This window comes from Fervidicella metallireducens AeB, assembly GCF_000601455.1.
Taxonomy (GTDB): domain Bacteria; phylum Bacillota; class Clostridia; order Clostridiales; family Caloramatoraceae; genus Fervidicella; species Fervidicella metallireducens.
In genome coordinates, this window is sequence record NZ_AZQP01000012.1 from 1 (window position 1) to 19,803 (window position 19,803).

The 19,803-nt window shown below is 31.4% G+C and carries 19 protein-coding genes and 1 riboswitch; of the genes, 2 read left to right on the forward strand and 17 right to left on the reverse strand.

Going from position 1 to position 19,803, the window contains the following annotated elements; translation table 11 throughout:
- The 7 genes from Q428_RS05225 to Q428_RS05255 all read right to left on the reverse strand — a co-directional run.
- The coding region (locus tag Q428_RS05225; protein ID WP_035378864.1) for a PadR family transcriptional regulator at window positions 1-313 on the reverse strand (313 nt) is incomplete at its 3' end.
- A 211-nt stretch (window positions 314-524) separates the two neighbouring features.
- Entirely contained in the window at window positions 525-713 is a 189-nt protein-coding gene (locus Q428_RS05230) for a hypothetical protein (protein ID WP_035378866.1), read from the reverse strand.
- A 125-nt stretch (window positions 714-838) separates the two neighbouring features.
- Window positions 839-2,668: a DUF2357 domain-containing protein gene (locus tag Q428_RS05235; protein WP_161633595.1), complete on the reverse strand. Its 1,830-nt coding sequence runs from the start codon at window positions 2,666-2,668 to the stop codon at window positions 839-841.
- Window positions 2,658-4,628, reverse strand: a complete 1,971-nt coding sequence (locus Q428_RS05240; RefSeq protein WP_035378869.1) for an McrB family protein — start codon at window positions 4,626-4,628, stop codon at window positions 2,658-2,660. The genes Q428_RS05235 and Q428_RS05240 overlap by 11 nt, the downstream gene beginning before the upstream one ends.
- Before the next feature lie 2 nt (window positions 4,629-4,630).
- Complete coding sequence (locus Q428_RS05245; protein WP_035378870.1) at window positions 4,631-5,428, reverse strand: hypothetical protein; 798 nt, start codon at window positions 5,426-5,428, stop codon at window positions 4,631-4,633.
- A 5-nt stretch (window positions 5,429-5,433) separates the two neighbouring features.
- The gene (locus tag Q428_RS05250; RefSeq protein ID WP_035378871.1) at window positions 5,434-6,042 is read right to left on the reverse strand and encodes a hypothetical protein; all 609 of its coding nucleotides are present in this window, start codon (window positions 6,040-6,042) and stop codon (window positions 5,434-5,436) included.
- A 166-nt stretch (window positions 6,043-6,208) separates the two neighbouring features.
- Window positions 6,209-6,781, reverse strand: a complete 573-nt coding sequence (locus Q428_RS05255; protein WP_035378873.1) for a YdcF family protein — start codon at window positions 6,779-6,781, stop codon at window positions 6,209-6,211.
- Window positions 6,782-6,982: 201 nt separating this feature from the next.
- Here Q428_RS05255 and Q428_RS05260 point away from each other — a divergent pair, with 201 nt between their 5' ends.
- A complete protein-coding gene (locus Q428_RS05260) occupies window positions 6,983-7,537 on the forward strand; it encodes a DUF6143 family protein (RefSeq protein WP_152539067.1) in 555 nt (184 codons plus the stop codon).
- 29 nt (window positions 7,538-7,566) lie between these two features.
- Here the strand turns inward: Q428_RS05260 and uvrA are convergent, their stop codons facing one another.
- From uvrA to crcB, 7 genes are all read right to left on the reverse strand, one after another.
- Window positions 7,567-10,386, reverse strand: coding sequence for an excinuclease ABC subunit UvrA (uvrA, locus tag Q428_RS05265; RefSeq protein ID WP_035378875.1), 2,820 nt, complete (start codon window positions 10,384-10,386; stop codon window positions 7,567-7,569).
- Between the two features lie 93 nt (window positions 10,387-10,479).
- Window positions 10,480-12,438 (reverse strand): excinuclease ABC subunit UvrB, encoded by a 1,959-nt coding sequence (gene uvrB, locus Q428_RS05270; protein WP_035378877.1) that lies wholly within the window; start codon window positions 12,436-12,438, stop codon window positions 10,480-10,482.
- 276 nt (window positions 12,439-12,714) lie between these two features.
- A complete protein-coding gene (locus Q428_RS05275; protein ID WP_035378879.1) occupies window positions 12,715-13,053 on the reverse strand; it encodes a single-stranded DNA-binding protein in 339 nt (112 codons plus the stop codon).
- Between the two features lie 134 nt (window positions 13,054-13,187).
- The gene (locus Q428_RS05280) at window positions 13,188-13,952 is read right to left on the reverse strand and encodes a hypothetical protein (protein ID WP_051514959.1); all 765 of its coding nucleotides are present in this window, start codon (window positions 13,950-13,952) and stop codon (window positions 13,188-13,190) included.
- Window positions 13,916-14,194, reverse strand: coding sequence for a P-loop domain-containing protein (locus tag Q428_RS14400; protein ID WP_051514960.1), 279 nt, complete (start codon window positions 14,192-14,194; stop codon window positions 13,916-13,918). Before Q428_RS14400 ends, Q428_RS05280 begins: the two co-directional genes overlap by 37 nt.
- 256 nt (window positions 14,195-14,450) lie before the next feature.
- Window positions 14,451-14,738, reverse strand: coding sequence for a DUF190 domain-containing protein (locus Q428_RS05285; RefSeq protein WP_242847778.1), 288 nt, complete (start codon window positions 14,736-14,738; stop codon window positions 14,451-14,453).
- Between the two features lie 12 nt (window positions 14,739-14,750).
- Complete coding sequence (gene crcB / locus Q428_RS05290; protein ID WP_035378881.1) at window positions 14,751-15,128, reverse strand: fluoride efflux transporter CrcB; 378 nt, start codon at window positions 15,126-15,128, stop codon at window positions 14,751-14,753.
- Window positions 15,129-15,163: 35 nt separating this feature from the next.
- Window positions 15,164-15,223: riboswitch (Fluoride riboswitch) on the reverse strand.
- A gap of 96 nt (window positions 15,224-15,319) precedes the next feature.
- Here crcB and Q428_RS14405 point away from each other — a divergent pair.
- The gene (locus Q428_RS14405; protein ID WP_051514962.1) at window positions 15,320-15,826 is read left to right on the forward strand and encodes a DUF2284 domain-containing protein; all 507 of its coding nucleotides are present in this window, start codon (window positions 15,320-15,322) and stop codon (window positions 15,824-15,826) included.
- Window positions 15,827-15,909: 83 nt separating this feature from the next.
- On the opposite strand, the gene Q428_RS05300 is transcribed toward Q428_RS14405, so the two are convergent.
- The 3 genes from Q428_RS05300 to Q428_RS15925 all read right to left on the reverse strand — a co-directional run bounded on the left by Q428_RS05300 (window position 15,910) and on the right by Q428_RS15925 (window position 19,794).
- On the reverse strand, window positions 15,910-17,175 hold the full coding sequence (locus Q428_RS05300; RefSeq protein ID WP_035378883.1) for a PDZ domain-containing protein: 1,266 nt from the start codon (window positions 17,173-17,175) through the stop codon (window positions 15,910-15,912).
- Window positions 17,176-17,228: 53 nt separating this feature from the next.
- Window positions 17,229-18,464 (reverse strand): S41 family peptidase, encoded by a 1,236-nt coding sequence (locus Q428_RS05305; RefSeq protein ID WP_051514966.1) that lies wholly within the window; start codon window positions 18,462-18,464, stop codon window positions 17,229-17,231.
- 175 nt (window positions 18,465-18,639) lie between these two features.
- On the reverse strand, window positions 18,640-19,794 hold the full coding sequence (locus tag Q428_RS15925) for a murein hydrolase activator EnvC family protein (RefSeq protein WP_051514967.1): 1,155 nt from the start codon (window positions 19,792-19,794) through the stop codon (window positions 18,640-18,642).
- Window positions 19,795-19,803 lie beyond the last annotated feature (9 nt).

Consider the following 19,803-nt stretch of genomic DNA (forward strand, 5'->3'; position numbering starts at 1 on the left):
CCAAAATTTTCTCACCATTTTTGAGTAGTTCACGAAGTCTTTCAATTTCCATTTTTACAACTGTCTTTCCTTTTTCAGTAATCAAATATTCCTTTTTTCGAGAATTGGCTTCACCAGGGAGTGCAGTTATAAAACCCTTTTCTAAAAGTGTATTTAAAGCGCCATAAAGTGTTCCAGCTGCAAGGTTAACTCTTCCCCCACTTAATTCCATAACATTCTGCATTATCCCATAACCATGCATTGGTTTGAAAAGTGACAGAAGAATGTAATATACAGCCTCTGTCAAAACAATATTCATCTTAGCCTCTGCCATTATATCACCTTCCGTTATTTCAATTTGCGTTATATCGTTATCCGATATATACATAGTACTACAAGTCACTATTTAATTCAATACATTTAGAAAATTTTTCAGTATTTTGTAAATTTTCCAAAAAACCTTATCCTTATTTAATGTTTTAAAAAAGTTACCTATACGACAACAGCCATACCACATATGTTATATGTGATATGGCTGCCAGCTTTTATTCTTCAGTATTTATTCTTGTCATTCTTCCTTCCCAGGGAGTAATTTCTATTTCTTTATAAAGATTACCCTCTGGTTCAACTGTCGGTTTATCGTCATCATATAAACCATAGAGTCTAACTAATTCCCAGCTGTCGTACAGATTATTTTTCCCGTAATCATAAAACAGCCCTCTGTTTTTGTGCATAACCTCACTCCCTAATGGTTTCTGTTTTAATTATGGTATGCACTTTAAAAAATTTAATGCGATTTGAAAAATACCATTAATTAACATAATAATTACTTATGTTAAAATGGATATAGCTAAATATCTTATATAGCATCGTACATAGTAAGAAATTCACAAATTTCCTCTTTAACCTCCTCATATCCATACGGTTTCTCTTTTGTTAAGTCTGTTGCTTCAATTTGAACAAAAGCAAAATCAGATACATTATCTTTAAATTTACATGCTCCATTTTGTTTAGGATAAACAACAATTATTTTACCAACAGAGCTTGTTGTATCCAGTTTATTCTTTTCACCATCATAGTATCTTAAAGAGCTGTAATCTCTTAGTTGGTAGATAACATCTGTATCCTCATGATTATTGTATATATAGTGTTTTTTCCTATATTTTACTTCTACTATTGCACTACCTTTATATTTGTTCTCTTTATACAAGTTTAGTATAATATCCGGTCTTCTACTTTTAGAGTTTACAGATACTACTTGACTAATTCTTGTATTTTTCACATCTTTGATTTTATTTAGTTCATTATCATATATCAACTCAATTGTAAATTTATCTTTTTTCAGAATAATTTTTTCACCCGACACTAAATCTCCATTATATGCCATAATATCATCAATATTTTTTAACCAACCATCAGTCCATTGAAAATCCATTTCCTCTAATATTTTCTTTACTAATAAACAGCTATATATTTCAAATAACTTTGATGTGTTTTTAACTGGGAAGGCATTACTTACTTTACCTTGTGCCAGCATAGCCTCCTGTTTACAATAAATCTCGTAAACTTCATTATAATGTCTGTTTTTCATAAGCCTAGTGGTTGGCTTAATTACAATATTGGGATCAATTTCATTAAGCCATGTTTCTTCTTTGTATTGAACAATAAAATTCTTAATCTTATTTATCTCATTTAAATAATTATCAATAATATTTATGTTTTTAAAATATTCTTCACTCTCTTCATTTAGTCTTTTTATCGTAAGTTCTGTCTCCTTCTGAGCTTTTTTTGTTGATGGTATACTTTTTATCTTTTCAAAATGTCTTTCTGTTTCTTTTATTTGTTCATTTAAATTCATTCTTCTCTCCAATAGTTCCTTTTTAATTTTATTATAGTTATCTAATATTTCTAGTAATATCTTGTAAAAATAATCCAGTATTTTTTTTATAACCTTATTTTCTCTTGTGTCTAGGCTGATACTGCTATGTTTTTCATAATGCATACTTGGATTATATACGTTACTGTTATATTTATACCCCTTGGAATTCAACCATCTTTGACTTTTACTACTGTTTGACTTTGTATATGATTTTATTTTATATTCTTTAAATATATCTGTTATTGGATTGTCTATGATAGCCCTTATATTATTTAATAGAATATCTGCATTTTTATTAAGATATTTATATAATTCAAAAAAGAATATGTTATGTTCGAAATTTTTTTCATGATTACCACTTCTTTGAATATAAATATTATAGGATAATCCTTTTACAGTCTTTTCTAAATAATTCCTCATATTTAAAAGCCTTTCCCAATCCATTGACGAAGGTAACACCTTATAAAATCCCTTAAATGTACACTCCGATGTTTGTATTAAAATTTGATAAAATCCTGGAACAAGCATATTTTCTTTTTCTCCGCCCGGTGATAGTAATATCTCTTGTTGTGGAATTAAAGTTACCATATCCTCACTTTCATACGTTTCTATTTCTACTTTCGCTTGTATATCACTACAAAAAAACTTCATCTCTGTTCTTGTATATTCAGAAAAACTAAAAATTTCCTCTCCCAAATCTCCATTAGGAAATAATTCCTTATTAATTGTCACAATATTCTCACCAATTTCAGTATCTATAAATTTTCCATTAACAAAAATTTTATAATTTAAAACTAATTTAATTTGCATACCCATATAAGCTTAACTCCTTTGATTTTCTGATGATTTCTCTTTTTGTTGATTCGAAATGACTTATATTTTGAGCTATTTCGTTATCAAAGAAATTATATAATTCACTATTATATGGGATACCTGAATTTTCTCTCTTAACACCAATTAATCCTCCAAATTGTCTTTCTGTTCCTCTTATTTTTGTAAGTAGACGCTGTTTAATTTGAATGTCAAAGGCATCTTTTCTTGAAATACTATAAATTCCATTAGGATCCTCAGGTATATTTATTAAATAATTTGCGATTTTCTCAAATATTCTGAAAGACACTCCCTTTTGTTCGTCATATTTTTGAATTATTTCGTGTAATTCATCTAAAAATTTAACTTCTTCATCTGTAAAAATCGAAGCAATATCGTCCTTCTTCTTTATCCATTTGGAATATAACTCATAGCTATAAAAACTACTCTTATATGTATCAACTCTTTTTTCCTGTTCGTTCTTATGTGATGCAAATGTTTGTTTTTTTAGTGTTACAATATTGGCTCTATCAAGCAGTCTGTCTGAAAAATCTTTTGTTGTTTCATCGAGATTTACAGTACCTATAAATTTAATATTATTACCTATTTTTATTGATTGTTTAAATTTTTCAGAGTTATGGCATACAGAATTTTTACTATATAATTTTAAACGTCTTTCCTCTGGATGCAATTCTAATAATGAAATAAAAGGAGCAAACCAATGTTCTACCTGAGATAGGTTCATTTCATCAAAAATTACCATGAACATTTTATCTGGATTTTTTTCTGCCTTAATAAGAAAATCTACTAAACCTGTTTCTGAAGAAATGTATAAACCATTTGTTGTATTAAGATAACCTAATAAATCTTCTGGTTCTGTATAGGATGGACTTATAGGTATAAATAAAAAATTGCCATCCTCATCAGATAAGCCTAAAACCCTTGCATAAGCCATAGCTAGTTGTGTTTTCCCTGTCCCACTCATTCCAGCCACAATAGTTAATGGATTTGTTTTTATACTAACATGAAAATTGACCAAATCCTTTATTGAGTAACATAGTTGAGTTTTGATCGTATAATCTTTTATATCCTTCAAAAATTTAATCTCATCATTGCAAGCTTCTTCAATATCTATAACTCTATCCTCAGTTTTATGTGATGGTACTATTATATATTCACCAAAGTCATCAAACCTTGCATTTATAACTTTCTCGAGAAATTCATTCTCCATAAATATTAGATTATCTGTTCCGCAAACTATTTTATTTTTTGTTTCATTACTATTAAGTGTAAATTTTATTCTTTTTATTTTATCTTGCTCTTTACTACATGACCAGATATTTTTATTTACAGAATGCTTATTCCATGATCTAAAATTAGAATATAAATACTCACCACACAATATATATTCGGGAGGCAACATACAATGATTATAGTCTTCTAATAAAATATCATTTCCATTTAGAAGTTTTTGTTCAAAGATTTCATTCTCTATATTAACCTTTGGTATTGATCTAAACTCTATATCTGACTTAAATTCTATATCATCTTCTATTGTTATTATTTCAATGTTTTTAAATGGAACTGTATTTCCTTCTTTAAAATTAATCTGTGGTCTGAATAAAATTATTTTATTTTTTATTTTTTTACTTAGAATTTCAGCTTTCTTACGTGTATCAACTATAAACTTATATTCAATAGGAAAAACTGCTTGATTTTGATGTGAATCGATTCCAATATAAAGTGGTTCAGACGGTATATATGGATTTATATAATCTGATATAGGTACTGGTTCATCGCTCAATGGTTTTATATAGAATACTATGTTTGTACTGTTTTTCATTACAGTAATGGCTTCATTACTTTCTCCTATCCCTGGAAAACTTGTTGAATCTATTGCTAATGTACCTAGCATATAGCAGTTTGATAAGTCTTTTTTTTCATTGGATGTTATCTGCATAACTACCCCTCCATGTATTTAATTTTAATAATCTCTTCTATTAGCTCTTTTTCATTACGAGGCATAATTATCTTGGCTTTTAATCTTTTTTTCTTTGCAAATTCCTTTATTAAGTTAATTTTTAAAGTTGAAAGATTGTTTCTCTGGATATATATTTTGTTTATATTATTTAAACTACAACTTAAAAGTTCCTCCTCTAATTTATTTGAATCAATAAATAAAATCTCTGGAAATAAATAACTGCATATTTTTGCATCCATATTGATTACTAATGCAAATAAATAGTTTTTATTTTCTTCTATACTAGATGATGCATACTCAAAATATGCATTTATATAGTTTAAATTCTTACCTAATTCATCCCTCTCTAGTTGCAACTGAACAATTTCTTTTTCTAAAAATTTACACATAGTTTTTGCTTCCTTTAACTGTTTTTCAAGTTCTTCATTTTTAAGCTTAATTTCACTCAAATTCTCTTTATTATCCCCTTCACTATTTTTATCTTTTTTTGTTTTTTCTTCATATCCTTTTAATTTACTTTTCAATACCTCTATTGAATTTTCAAGTGTACCTAATTCTTTTTTACATTGTTTATTTTGTTTCAAAAGTTTTTCGTTTTCATTTTTCAGATCTTGAATCGTTTTTTCACTCGAATCTATTTTTTTCTTTAATTCATCTATATCTTTTTTATACTCTTCATTAAAAAACTTTAATTTATAATCATAATAATTTTCCAGCATATTCAAAGCTATACCATTTTCTATTTCTTCTTTATTCTTGTGCGTGGTTAAAAAAGCCAACTGTATTAAATAAGTTGGATTTTTTGTGATTCCTCATAGAGTTTATTCTGAAATGTAACAAGATCCCAATCTTTTATTATTGGTTCAATAATATCATATTTTATTTTTTGACTGGTATCCATATCATCTTTTATCTTTTTAATAGCAACATCTTTAATATGTAATTTGCACATCTTATCATTTAATAAAAATTTTTCTACTTCATCAATTGTTTTAAATTCACCTATGTCCTTAAATAAATTAACATTATTATTATAGTTTTCAATGATTTTTTCCATATTTTCCACTACAATATCATTGTAAAAATATAATACATTTGCAAACTTTACATAATTAGGAATAACCCCTTGTAAATCACTTCTCAGTGTCTCAAGTAACTCATTCCTGCTGAACTTCTCATAAGCTTCGTTCTTAAAGCAGCTTATTGCGAAATGGAAAGGATTTGTGTTTGTTCTTTTTCCCTTGGCTTTATTTGATACATTCTTAAATATTTTTTTCAACTTTATTCTTTTAAGACTTAAATTATCGGACTTTACGTTATCTTTAAACTTTTGAAGTAAGAAATTTGCTCCATCATTATCTAAAAGATTTATAAACAAATCAATCTCATTCAATTTAATCCCCCCTTTTAATCTCCAATTGAAATTGATTATTTAAAATTTTTCTAACATGTTAATTTTATCATATTTTAATATTATTTTACAATTTAACCAAATTAATTAAAGAAGAAAACCATATCACATATGTTATAAGTGATATGGCTCCAATTATTGTACAAACTTACCCTAAAACATAAAATTTTATTAGTGCAAGCATCTCTCTTAAAAAACTTTTTACTTCATCAAAAACATGTTCCCTTACAAATACCCCTGAATAACTTCCATTTATCCCAACTTTCTCTGCTATTAGGGATGAACGTTTTAAGTGAAAACTATTAGAAACAATAACAGCACTATTAAAGCCTTTTTCATTCATAATTCTCTTGGAATTAAAAAGATTTTCATAGGTTGACGTTGATTTATCCTCAACAATAATTCTATCTTCCTTTACTCCCTTTGATATAAGATAGTTTTTCATTGCCAGGGCCTCTGATATGTCCTCACCTTTACCTTTGCCTCCAGATACTATTATATATTTTCCATAGCCTTCTTTAAGCATCCTATAACCTTCATCGACCCTGCACTTTAAAAAAGGACTAGGAACAGTGCCATAAACCCTGCAACCTAGAACTATTACACAATCAGATTTTTGCGGTTTAACAGTTAAAGCAAAACTCAAAATATTTATCAATAAAAAGACTGGTATCACTGAAAAAATTAAAATTATTAAAACAACTTTGTATACATTTCTCATAAAACACCTTCTTACAAAATTTAGTAATCAAGATAAATTATAAACTAATTTGACAAATGTATCAAATTTTAAAGTAAAAATTCCTTATATCTTATACTAATTACAATAATCTCTAATATTTTTCATATAGCCCAACTATTCATCACATACAATTATTGATACGCATATTATAAACTGTAAAAAGTGTAAAGAGGTGTTATTATGTCAAACGGAAATTATATGGGCATATATAGAACAGTAAACATTCCAAACTCTTTATACCAATCAGTTGAAGGCAGATATTTTGTTGGACAGACAGGATTTTTAAACTTTGGATGCTGTAAAAATGCATGGGGAGCTTTAGTTAATCCAAGTAACTCCAATGTAAATATATTCGTTAACGTATTTACAATATCTAACTATTCCAGACTCCCCTTTAATGCAGAAATCTGGCTTAATTCTACTCTTCCTGATTCAGGTAATTCATCAAACAGCGTTTCACCAACAAATACTACATTGAATCCAGCTCCATGTCCCAGAGGCAAAATAGTTTCTGCACAAATAATAAACGGCACTCCTGTAAATGGAGTCAACGTTTTTAACAGAATTATACCTCCAGAAACTACAATTGTTTCAGAGGAAGATGGTAAATTTATAATCCCACCTGGCGGAAATTTTGCCATATTCCTGCCCTCCCCTGCACCTGAAAACATCATTGCCAATATCGCTTTTGGCTGGTGGGAAGAAAGGATAAGACAATGTTCCTGCTGCTGCTGACAAAAAAGAAAGTATTAGAGCAGATAACTCTACCCTAATACTTTCTTTAAATAATGCCCTGTATATGATTTTTCACATTTTGCAACTTCCTCTGGTGTGCCTGTAATTAAAATGGTTCCACCCCTGTCTCCTCCTTCAGGGCCAAGGTCAATAATATAGTCTGCACACTTTATTACATCAAGATTATGTTCAATAACAACTACTGTATTTCCACCTTCAGCAAGCCTCTGGATTATCTCAATTAATCTTCTGACGTCCTCCATATGAAGTCCTGTTGTTGGTTCATCTAAAATATAAAGTGTTTTACCGGTACTTCTCCTTGAAAGCTCTGTGGCAAGCTTAACTCTCTGTGCCTCTCCACCTGAAAGCTGTGTAGAAGGCTGCCCAAGCTTAACATATGAGAGTCCTACATCATGTAGCGTTTGAAGCTTATTTTTTATTCGTGGTACATTTTCAAAGAATTCAAGTGCCTCTTCTACAGTCATATCAAGTACATCAGCTATGCTTTTGCCCTTATATTTTACCTCAAGGGTTTCTCTGTTGTATCGCTTGCCCTTACAAACCTCACAGGGTATATAGACATCTGCTAAAAACTGCATCTCGATTTTTATTATTCCATCTCCTCCACAGGCTTCACACCTGCCACCCTTGACGTTAAAACTAAACCTGCCAGGTTTATAACCCCTCATTTTTGCTTCAGGTGTCTGGGAAAAGATTTCTCTTATTAAATCAAAAACTCCTGTGTATGTTGCTGGATTTGACCTTGGTGTTCTTCCTATTGGAGACTGATCTATATCTATTATCTTATCAATATATTCAATTCCTAATATTTCATTATGTTCTCCAGGCTGGTTTTTAGAGCCGTTTAATTTTTTAGCAATACCTTTATATAAAATCTCGTTTACCAATGTACTTTTTCCTGAGCCTGAAACCCCTGTAACACATGTAAATACACCAAGGGGAAACTTTACATCTACATCCTTTAGATTATTTTCCTTTGCTCCTTTTATTTCAATAAAATTGCCATTTGGACTTCTTCTTTCTAAAGGGATTTCAATTTTTCTCTTTCCAGAAAGATATTGACCTGTTAAGGAAGTCTCAGTGAGAGCTACCTCCTCAGGAGTTCCCTGTGCCACAATATATCCTCCATGTGAACCTGCTCCAGGACCAATATCTATAATATGGTCTGCTTCAAGCATTGTATCTTCATCATGTTCAACAACTATCAAAGTGTTACCAATATCTCTAAGATGCTTTAATGTTTTTAGAAGTTTGTCATTATCCCTCTGATGAAGACCAATACTTGGCTCATCTAAGATATAAAGAACACCTACAAGACTTGACCCTATCTGAGTAGCAAGCCTTATTCTTTGTGACTCACCGCCAGATAAAGTCGAGGCTGCCCTTGAAAGTGTTAAATAATCAAGTCCCACATCAACAAGAAAGGATAATCTTGATTTTATCTCTTTTAAAATCTGCTTTGCAATTGCCATTTCCTTTTCGCTTAATTTTAGATTGTTAAAAAATTCCAATTCCTCTCTTATTGGCATATCACAAACCTTATTTATTGATAAACCTCCAATTGTAACCGCTAAACTTTCCTCCCTAAGTCTTGCACCTTTACATTTTGGACACGTCTTTATTGACATATATCCTTCTATTTCATTTCTAATATAATCTGAATTAGTTTCCCTGTATCTTCTTTGAAGATTTGGTATAACCCCCTCAAAGGAATACATCATTTCCCCTTTTCCAAAATCTCTGTTAAATTCAACCTTGAACTTTTCTCCGTTATTTCCATATAACAATATATTTACAATATCCTCAGGTAAATTCTCTATAGCATCATCAAGACTAAATTTATAATGTTTCGATAGACCTTGTAAAATTGAATTTGTCCAAGAATCCTCCCTCAGGTTTCCCCAGGTTCTTATCGCCCCTTGATTTATCGAAAGACTCCTGTCTGGTATAACAAGTTCTGGTGAAATTTCCATTTGAGTCCCCAAACCATCACAGACTTCGCACTTTCCAAAGGGATTGTTAAAGGAGAACATCCTAGGTGCGAGTTCTCCAATACTTATATTACAATCAGGACAAGCAAATTTATCACTGAATAATATTTCTTCACCATTCATTAAATCTGCTATAACCAATCCTTCTGAAAGCTTAAGGGAAGCTTCAATAGAGTCGCTTAGCCTTGATTCTATTCCTTCCTTTATCACTATTCTATCAACAACAACCTCTATATTATGTTTCTTATTTTTATCAAGACGGATATCTTCATTTATATCCATTACCTCACCGTCAATTCTTACCCTTACAAAGCCATTCTTTTTAATGTTTTCTAGAAGCTTAACATGTTCTCCCTTTCTTCCCCTGACAACTGGAGCAAGTATCTGAAGCTTTGTTCTTTCTGGTAATTCCCTTATTTTGTCAACCATCTGGTCAATACTTTGCTGTTTAATTTCCTTGCCACATTTTGGACAATGTGGAATCCCTGCTCTTGCATATAAAAGTCTGAGATAATCATATATCTCAGTTACAGTTCCAACTGTTGAACGTGGATTTTTACTTGTTGTCTTCTGATCGATTGATATTGCTGGAGATAAACCTTCTATATAATCCACATCTGGCTTGTCCATTTGCCCTAAGAATTGTCTTGCATAGGCTGATAAAGATTCAACGTATCTACGCTGTCCCTCAGCATATATGGTGTCAAAGGCAAGGGAGGATTTTCCAGAACCTGAAAGACCCGTTAAGACTACAAATTTATTTCTTGGAATTTCTACATCTATATTTTTAAGGTTATGTTCCCTAGCTCCCTTTATGATTATTTTATCCTTAGACATTTAAATCACCTTTTCTTTTGTTATTTCTGTTGTGTAAAGTTGACACTGAATTATCTTCTTACCCGTTTAAATTACAGTGTCAACCCTTATAAGCTATTTAAATTCTTGCCTTAGTTTCAGTATTTTATCCCTTAATTGTGCAGCTTTTTCGAATTCTAATTCTGCTGCCGCCTGTTTCATCTCCTCCTCCAGTTTCTTTATCATTTCTTCAATCTGTAAACCTGTGTCAACATATTCTGTCTTTTCTTCAGCAACCTTAGTTACTTCAATAATTTCATGTATGTTCTTTATAATCGTCATTGGGGTTATTCCATGCTTTTTATTATATTCCTGCTGTATTCTCCTTCTTCTGTTAGTTTCATTAATAGCCCTTTCCATAGAACTTGTTATTCTATCTGCATACATTATTACTTTGCTTTCAGCATTTCTTGCCGCCCTTCCAATTGTCTGTATCAGTGATGTTTCTGAACGTAAAAATCCTTCCTTATCAGCATCTAAAATTGCAACTAATGCAACCTCAGGAATATCTAAACCTTCCCTTAAAAGATTAATGCCAACTAAGACATCAAAAACACCTAGCCTTAAATCCCTTATTATCTTCATACGTTCAATAGTATCTATATCTGAATGTAGATATCTTACTTTAATGTCTAAATCCTTAAGATAATTTGTTAAGTCTTCTGCCATTTTTTTAGTTAAAGTAGTAATTAATACCCTGAATCCCTTTTCTATAGTTCTTTTAATTTCTGAAAAAATATCATCAATCTGACCCTTTACTGGTCTTACTGATATTTCAGGATCTAATAATCCCGTAGGCCTTATAATCTGCTCTGCAACCTGGGTTGATTTCCCTAACTCATATTCACCAGGTGTTGCACTTACAAATATAACCTGATTGATTTTCTTTTCAAATTCGTGGAATTGCAGGGGCCTGTTATCATATGCCGATGGCAGCCTGAATCCATATTCAACCAGATTATCCTTTCTTGATTTATCGCCTCCATACATTGCCCTTACCTGTGGAAGGGTTACATGGGATTCATCAATAAACATTAAAAAATCCTCAGGAAAGTAATCAATCAATGTATAAGGTGGCTCCCCAGGATTCCTGCCATCAAAGAGCCTTGAGTAATTTTCTATTCCAGTACAATATCCAACTTCCCTTAACATTTCTATATCATAGTTTGTTCTTTGCTTTAATCGCTGTGCCTCAAGGAGTTTACCTGCCTCTGTTAATTCTTTATATCTTTCCTCAAGTTCAGCTTCTATTTTTGTTATTGCATTTTCTATTCTCTCCCTGGATGCAGCATAGTGTGATGCAGGGAAAATTGAAATATGATTTCGTTTTGCAAGGACTTCACCTGTCAAAACATCTATTTCTACTATTCTATCTATCTCATCTCCAAACATTTCAACTCTGATTGCTCTATCCGATGAACTAGCGGGGAAAATCTCAATAACATCTCCCCTAACCCTGAATGTTCCTCTTGTGAAGTTCACATCATTTCTTACATACTGTATATCCACTAGCTTTCTTAATATTTCATCTCTGTCCCTTTCCATACCACATCTTAAAGACAGTACAAGTTCCTTATATTCATAGGGATCTCCAAGACCATAAATACAGGAAACACTGGCAACAATTATAACATCACGCCTTTCAAACAAGGCTGAAGTTGCAGAGTGCCTTAGTTTATCTATCTCATCATTAATTGAGGCATCCTTCTCAATAAATGTATCTGTATGGGGTACATATGCTTCCGGCTGATAATAATCATAGTAACTTACAAAATACTCTACTGCACTATCTGGAAAAAATTCCTTAAACTCACTGCATAGCTGTGCAGCAAGGGTTTTGTTGTGTGCAAGAACCAATGTTGGTTTTTGTACTCTTTCAATAATATTTGCCATTGTGAAAGTTTTTCCAGAACCAGTTACTCCCAAAAGTGTCTGACATCTATCTCCACTTTGTATACCTTTAACTAACTTATCAATTGCCTCTGGCTGATCCCCAGTTGGTTTAAATTTTGAAACTATTTTAAATTCACCCATACCATCACCTCAGGAACATTTGTTCGATATTATGATTATATATTTTTTATAGAAGTGAGTCAACTAACCATTTGCAATTATTTTCTTCTTTAAATAATACTTTAAGCTGTGGCAAAATTCTACATTAACTAACTTTAACTAGTTACTTTAACCACATTAATTTTTATTTCATTTTAAAGTTTTTACTTTAAGTAGTTCTTTTAAACATTATATAATGTTAAAGTAAAATTAAAAGTAGGTTGTATATCTTAAAGTTTCGATATACAACCTACTCTTTCATACAATCTCCTGCCTCTCAATTTTATCAAGAAATTGTATATTATCTGCAACAACATTAGTTTGATACCTTTTAATATTATTTTCATCAACATATGAATTAACAGCAAGACGCCCTATAACCCCAACACGTTTTCCCTTAATAACATACTTACTTAACTTGTCTGCAAATTGAGTAAAGTATATAATCTGAATAAAATCAACACCCTTTTCTCCTTTTGCATTCCGGTATGTTCTTTCCACTGCAATTGTAAACTTTAGAGCCATTTTATCACTATTTTTAAAACTTAAAACTTCTGCATCCTTAACAAGGCGTCCAACTAAAGATACATTATTCATAATTATTACCCCTTACCATTTTTTTATAATTATTTCCCTAGGTTAGATTTTTAAACATTCCAATTAAAATTTTTATCCAATTCGAATATAAAAACCCATAATATACTATCAACTAGTATATTATGGGTTGAAAATCATCTAAGATTTTTAAGTTCGTTTTCTATTCTGATTCTCAAAGCGTTAACTTCATTAAAATCTGTAGCTGCAATATAATATTTCTCTAATTCATCATGTAAATCCTTAATCTTTTTATATACATCCTTTGCCTTTTTAAGCTCTGAAGCATAATCCTCTGTAATCTGTTTTATTGGATTATCTTCCTCATGCACTATATTTGTATCTATACAAGTGAACATATCTACCAATATATCATCACCATCAGGGTCAAATACATGTGGAGCTGTTCCGTCAAGAATTGCAAAATCAAGCTCAGGTATTATTATCATATCGATACTTGCTGGTTCAAAGGCGCAATGATAATATTCTACATCAAAACCAGCTTCAAGGGCTGCCTTTGCTATTTTTTTATTCATTGTTGACTTACCAGTTCCAGGTCTACCCTTAACTACATACCTATTGATAATTCCATCAGTTAATTCCTCATAGAAACATATCTGTCCCTGTGGTGTCAGAGCACCTGAAAATCTATGAACCTCTTTTCCTTCTTTGTTCAGTTTTCCAACTATTGTTTTTGAGATTATTTCCTGAGTTATTTTATCTGCTTTATTAAAATCCATTCCCTTTAGATATTCCTTCTCCCATAGATCATGTATTGATTTACCTTTTTTCAGATATTCAAAATATACCTTATAACAATCAGATATTTCCTTTATTATTCTTACTATAGGTTCTTTATTTTTTCTTAATAAATCAATATCCCAATACTGCCCGAAATCCAATATTCTTTCAACTGCACCTGGTATTTAGGGTCAATAACATGAGGTGCTGTTCCATCAACTATGGCAACATCAATTTCATGAATAAAAATGCCATCAAGTGAGTCCTTATCTGCTGAACAGTAAATAAAGTCTACATCAAAATCATTTGCTAATAGCTCATTCCCTACTCTTCTAATAAAGGTTGATTTTCCACAACCAGGTCCACCTTTGATAATATATACCCTTTTTGCATCCTTTAACACATAATCAAAATATGAAACAAAACCCGCTGAAGTATTAGCTGAAGCTAGATAACTTTTTTTTCTTTCCCATCTTCAATCCTCCAATTAATTGATTATCATTCTCAATATATAGATATGTATCATTGGGAAAAAGTGTTACATATTATTTTATGTGTTTACCTGGTTTTTAATTACAAATTAGTTTGACTTATTAACATTTTCAATTACCTATTTCCCTTAGCATATTTAATTATTTCAACGTCATGCATTATAACCATTAACCCTTCAGTATCATAGGTTCAATAACCTTTATTATTTCATTTATTCTTTCCTCTTTATCAACTACCTCTATAACTATTGGTAAGTCCTGAGATAATACTTCGATTGCTTTAGTATGAATCCTGCTGTTTGCACCAAAACCTTCAATTCCCCTTATTGTAGTTGCACCTGCAAGGCCATGTTCCTTTATCTTCTTTATAATAACATGATATAGAGCTTCCCCATGCCACTTATCTGATTCACCAATAAATATTTTCAGTAATTTTCCTTTACCTTCAATTTTCATAAAAACACCACCTTATATGATATTAGATGCTGTAAATTTGCCTAATATAACTGCACTTAAGCTTAAAAACAGATTTAAACAGATATTTACTGTCCCTAAAAAAAACCTTCCGTCATTAAAAAAAGTAATTGTTTCATAACTGAAAGTGGAGAAAGTTGTAAGTCCTCCCATAATCCCTGTTGTTAAAAAAAGTCTCAAATTTGAGGAAATTAAATCTGTTGATAAACTAATCTCCATAATAAAGCCTATTAATAAACCACCTAAAATATTAACAATTAAAGTACCGCAGGGCATCTGAGTTCCAAATAATTTAGATGCAGATAAAGATATTAGATATCTTAAGGAAGCACCAATAAAACCTCCAATTCCTACATATAATATTTTCTGCATTTTATCACTCCTTATCAAAAAATAGAAAAACTCCTTTCAATCCAGGAGTCATCAGCACAAAGCACTTAAAGGTGAACCCCATCACCTTAATAATATTATACTACATTTGTATATTTTAAACAATTCTCAGCTTGATTTTATTCCATATTTTGTATATTATATTATGTAACATATTGAAATGGGGTGGGGTTATGGAAAAAGAATATTACTTAAAAAAAGCCATAGAACTTGGAGCAGATAATGCTGTTGTTTTTAAAGTTGAAGATATTGTTTTTGATCCTAGAACAATCCTTAAGTGTATGTTTGGATGTCAGGACTGGGGAAAGGGCTGTACATGTCCATCCAGACCAAACAATCTGAAACTTGATGAATATAAAAAGATATTTGAAAGATATTCCTGGGGAATAATTATTCATTCAAGGGATAAGAAAAAATCTCAGAACATATCCTATGAAATAGAAAGAGAAGCATTTTTAAATGGACATTATTTCGCATTCTCCTTAAGCGATTGTGCACTATGTAAAGAATGTGCAGGTTTTAAAGGTGCCAGTTGTATAAACCCACGCAAATCACGTCCTGCCTTTCATAGTGTGGGAATTGATGTTTTTGCAACGGTGAGAAAATTCAATCTCCCTATTTATGTATTAAATGATCCATCCGATGAGCAGAACTGGTACTCAGCAGTTTTTATTGAATAATTTGGATTGAAAAGCCTTGTGAAATTCCTTACGTTGAAAACATTAGAATTCACAAGGCTTTTTAATTATCTCTCAAATATATATCAAGGCTCTACAACTTGAATCCCAAAATCGTTTTTAGGAACAGTTAAAAATCCTAATGCCCTTACTCCATTTTCGTAATCCTTATACTCAAGAACCTTTTCATTTCCTGAGCTGTCCTTAACCTTAATCCATACAAAGGAAGGAGAAAAACTTAATATTTCATCAATATCTTCAATACTTTTAACCCTTGTATTATTTATTTCAAGAATCATATCGCCACTTGAAATGCCCATTTTTTCAGCTGCTTTTTCTGGAATTGTATCTAATACAATAATGCCTTCATCACTATATCTAAATAATGCATTGCCTTTTTTCTCTCTAAATCTTTCTAGAAGTATTAGTGTCTCATGTCCTAAAGGTGAAAATATGGCTGCAATATATTTAAATACATAGTACTTTTCAGATAAAAAGGCAAATATCAAAAGCAATATGCTGAATTGTAATAACCCAAGTGCTGACCTTTTCACTTTTTTTCTAACTGGCATTGTTATTGCAAAATCTCCGTAGCCCAAAATTGCTAAAACCGTAAAGGTTGTAAATATAGCATCTTTAGCTATTGCCTCAAGCCCATCAGGCTTAATCAATGGCCACCAATCAGGTGTTGGAAGTGTTTCCCCAGGTATAGATGGTCCAGAGTATAAAACACAAAGCAAAACAGGTATAACCCAAAATCTCTGCATAATGAAAGCCCCAACAACCTCTCCCTTATGTTTCATAAATACTGGAATCGCTCCCCTATGCCCATCAAACCACATAAGAATAGCCTCAACAATGTGAAATATCGCAATTACTGCCATTAGACTTGTTACATCAAAATAAACATATTCACTGAAGAAGTGTTCAAATCTACTTCCCTCGGATATTAATCCTCTTTCAATCAGACTTGATATTACTAGGATAATAACACTTAATATGCCACCTGAATATGATAAACATATATATCTAGAGTTAATTAACATCAGAATCAAGGATAACAGAATCACAAAAAAAATCCCATTTGAGCTTTGAAAAGTTATTCCTAAAGTTGTTGTTAATATTGCACAGAAGAGTCCTGCCAAGATACCTGAAAGAATTGATGTACTAACGAGATTACCTAGAGAATACCTTACGTGACTCCCATATATATCATTTTGAGCACGTTCAATATTCTTGTATCTGGAAAATACCACTATAGGAATAATCAGCATTACTGGATCCATTAGCAAAAAGGTAACCGATGCTCCATAGCTTCTAATTGCAAAGAAAATTAATTTTAAAATATTCATTGCAGAACCTCCAAATTATTTTTAGGGACCTCGCTATGCGAAGTCCCTTTAAACTATCTTTTTGGCTTAATAACTTCAATTGCTTTTTTAAGCTGAATATCCTCTTCCTTAGTTATCTCCCTATCTGTATCTTTTGTTGGTAATTCTAGAACTATATCTGGGGTAATACCTTTACCCTGAATACACTCTCCAGATGGAGTATAATATCTTGATGTAGTCACCTTAACTCCAGTTCCATCTTTTAAGTCGATAACTGTCTGAACTAACCCCTTACCAAAGGTCTTTGTTCCAATTAAAACGCCTGCTTTAAAATCCCTAACAGCACCAGATAAGATTTCTGATGCACTAGCAGTACCACCATTTACAAGAAGAACCAATGGCATGTTGAGCTTATTTTCATCTGAAGTCCAATCCAATCTTTCACCATTTTTATCAATTGTATACACTATAGTTCCTTTTCCAAGAAGTTCATCGGCTATATCTGTGGCCTGGTCTAATAAACCTCCTCCATTATCTCGAAGATCGATAATAAGACCATTCATACCTTCAGCTTTCAGCTTATTTAAAGCCTTCATAAAGGAATCTGCTGTATTTTCGTCAAAATTTGTAATTCTGATATATCCTATCTTATCCTTAAGCATTTCATTTTTTATTGACGGAATAATTATCTTCGCCCTTGTAAGTTCATAATCCTTTAATCCCTTACCTTCCCTGTATATAGTTACCTTAACCTTTGTTCCAACCTTACCCTTCATCATTGAAACCGCTTTTTCCATATCTTTAGCTGTTACATCTATCCCATTGACCTTTATGATAAAGTCACCGGATTTTATTCCTGCTTTTTCTGCCGGTGAACCCTCAATTGGAGCAACCACAACTATTTTACCATCCTTTTCATCTATGTAAATTCCTATGCCAGCATAGGAGCCCCCTGTATGGGTTTTTAATGCATCAAATTCCTGTTGATCCATATAAACTGTATATCTGTCTCCAATTCCTTCAACCATGCCCTTAAGTGCACCGTCAACCATTTTATTTTCATCTATTTTATCAACATATTGGCTTTTTACAATTTCTTTTACATAAATCATTTTCTTAAACTGTTTTAAAAATTCATATTCATCATTACTGACTATTTTCTTTCCCCCAACAAAAGGAATAGGGGCGAATATCAAGACAGAAGCTGTAAACAGATTCGTCAGAATGATTGCAATAACAGCATTTATCAGTTTTATTTTCCTTGACTTATTTTCTTTTTTAGGTTCAGTATCTCTAACATTATCAGCCATTTTCTACACCTCAATCGCTTTTTTACTTTTATTTTTCTTTACTTATTTTATTAAAAGTACTCCCTTATTATAACATTTTAATAAATGTATTTCAAAATATTCTATTTTATTCAGAAGTTAGAAATAAACCATATAAAAATCAGCACCTGCTATATTTTAACAAGTGCTGATTAACTTATTTTCCTATAATTACATACGGAGCAGGGTTTACCGGTGTTCCATCTTTTCTTATTTCAAAATGAAGATGCGGTCCAGTTGAATATCCTGTATTACCTGATTTAGCAATAAGCTGTCCCTTCTTAACCTTTTGTCCTACTGATACAAGAAGCTTTGAACAATGGGCATATAAGGAAGTTATTCCCCCTCCATGGGCAATTGCAACTGTATATCCATAACCCTTCAAATTTCCTGAAATTATAACTTCTCCATCAGACATTGCATATATTGGTGTTCCTGTTTTAACTCCAAAATCTATACCTGTATGAAGCTTATATTTATGAAGTACAGGGTGATATCTCATACCAAATGGAGAAGTTACAGGTGGCATGTGTCCAATATCACTTACCTTTAAAATTCCTGTTTTAGAACCAGAGAAGGAGCCTTGGTTATTACCTTGTGTTAGTCTTTTAATCTCAGCTTCAAGTCGTTTTGATTCTGCAAGCTCATCATCTAATGCCTTTTCCAGTGCAGCCTGATCTTTACTTAACTTTTGATAATATGCTTTTTTCTCAGCATTAGCATCAGCAAGTTCTTCTTTTTTTTCAATGGAATTGTTCTGCAATTTCACTAAATATTGTTTATGATTCTCCAACTGCATCTTCTTATATTCGATTTTTTCCTGTTTCTCCTTCATTTCCTTTAGAAGGCCTTTGTCATACTCAATTATTTTTTTCACTAATTCAACTCGTGAAATAAAATCAGAAAAACTTTCAGAAGCAGCCAATATATCAAGGTATCCAGTTGGACCGTTTATATAAAGTGTTTTTAGTCTTTCACCATATACTTCTTTTTCGTTATTAAAATCGTTAATAGCTTCTTCAAGCTCTTTATTGGTTGTAGTAATAAGCCCCTTTGTCTTTCCTATGTCATTATTTATGGTTTCAATTTCATTTGTAACTTTATCTATTTTATTTTCAAGCCTGTTTATTTCCTCAACAACATTTTGTTTCAACTCTTTAACTTCGTGAATTTTATTTTTAATTCTGCTTATATTCTTTTTTGTTTCATTTAACTCATCTTTCTTTTTAGTCACCGTATCAGCATTTGCTATAGTAACAACTGAAACCAATATGCTAAAGGCTGTAAAAAAAGAAATTAATCTTTTGTGCATTTCCACACC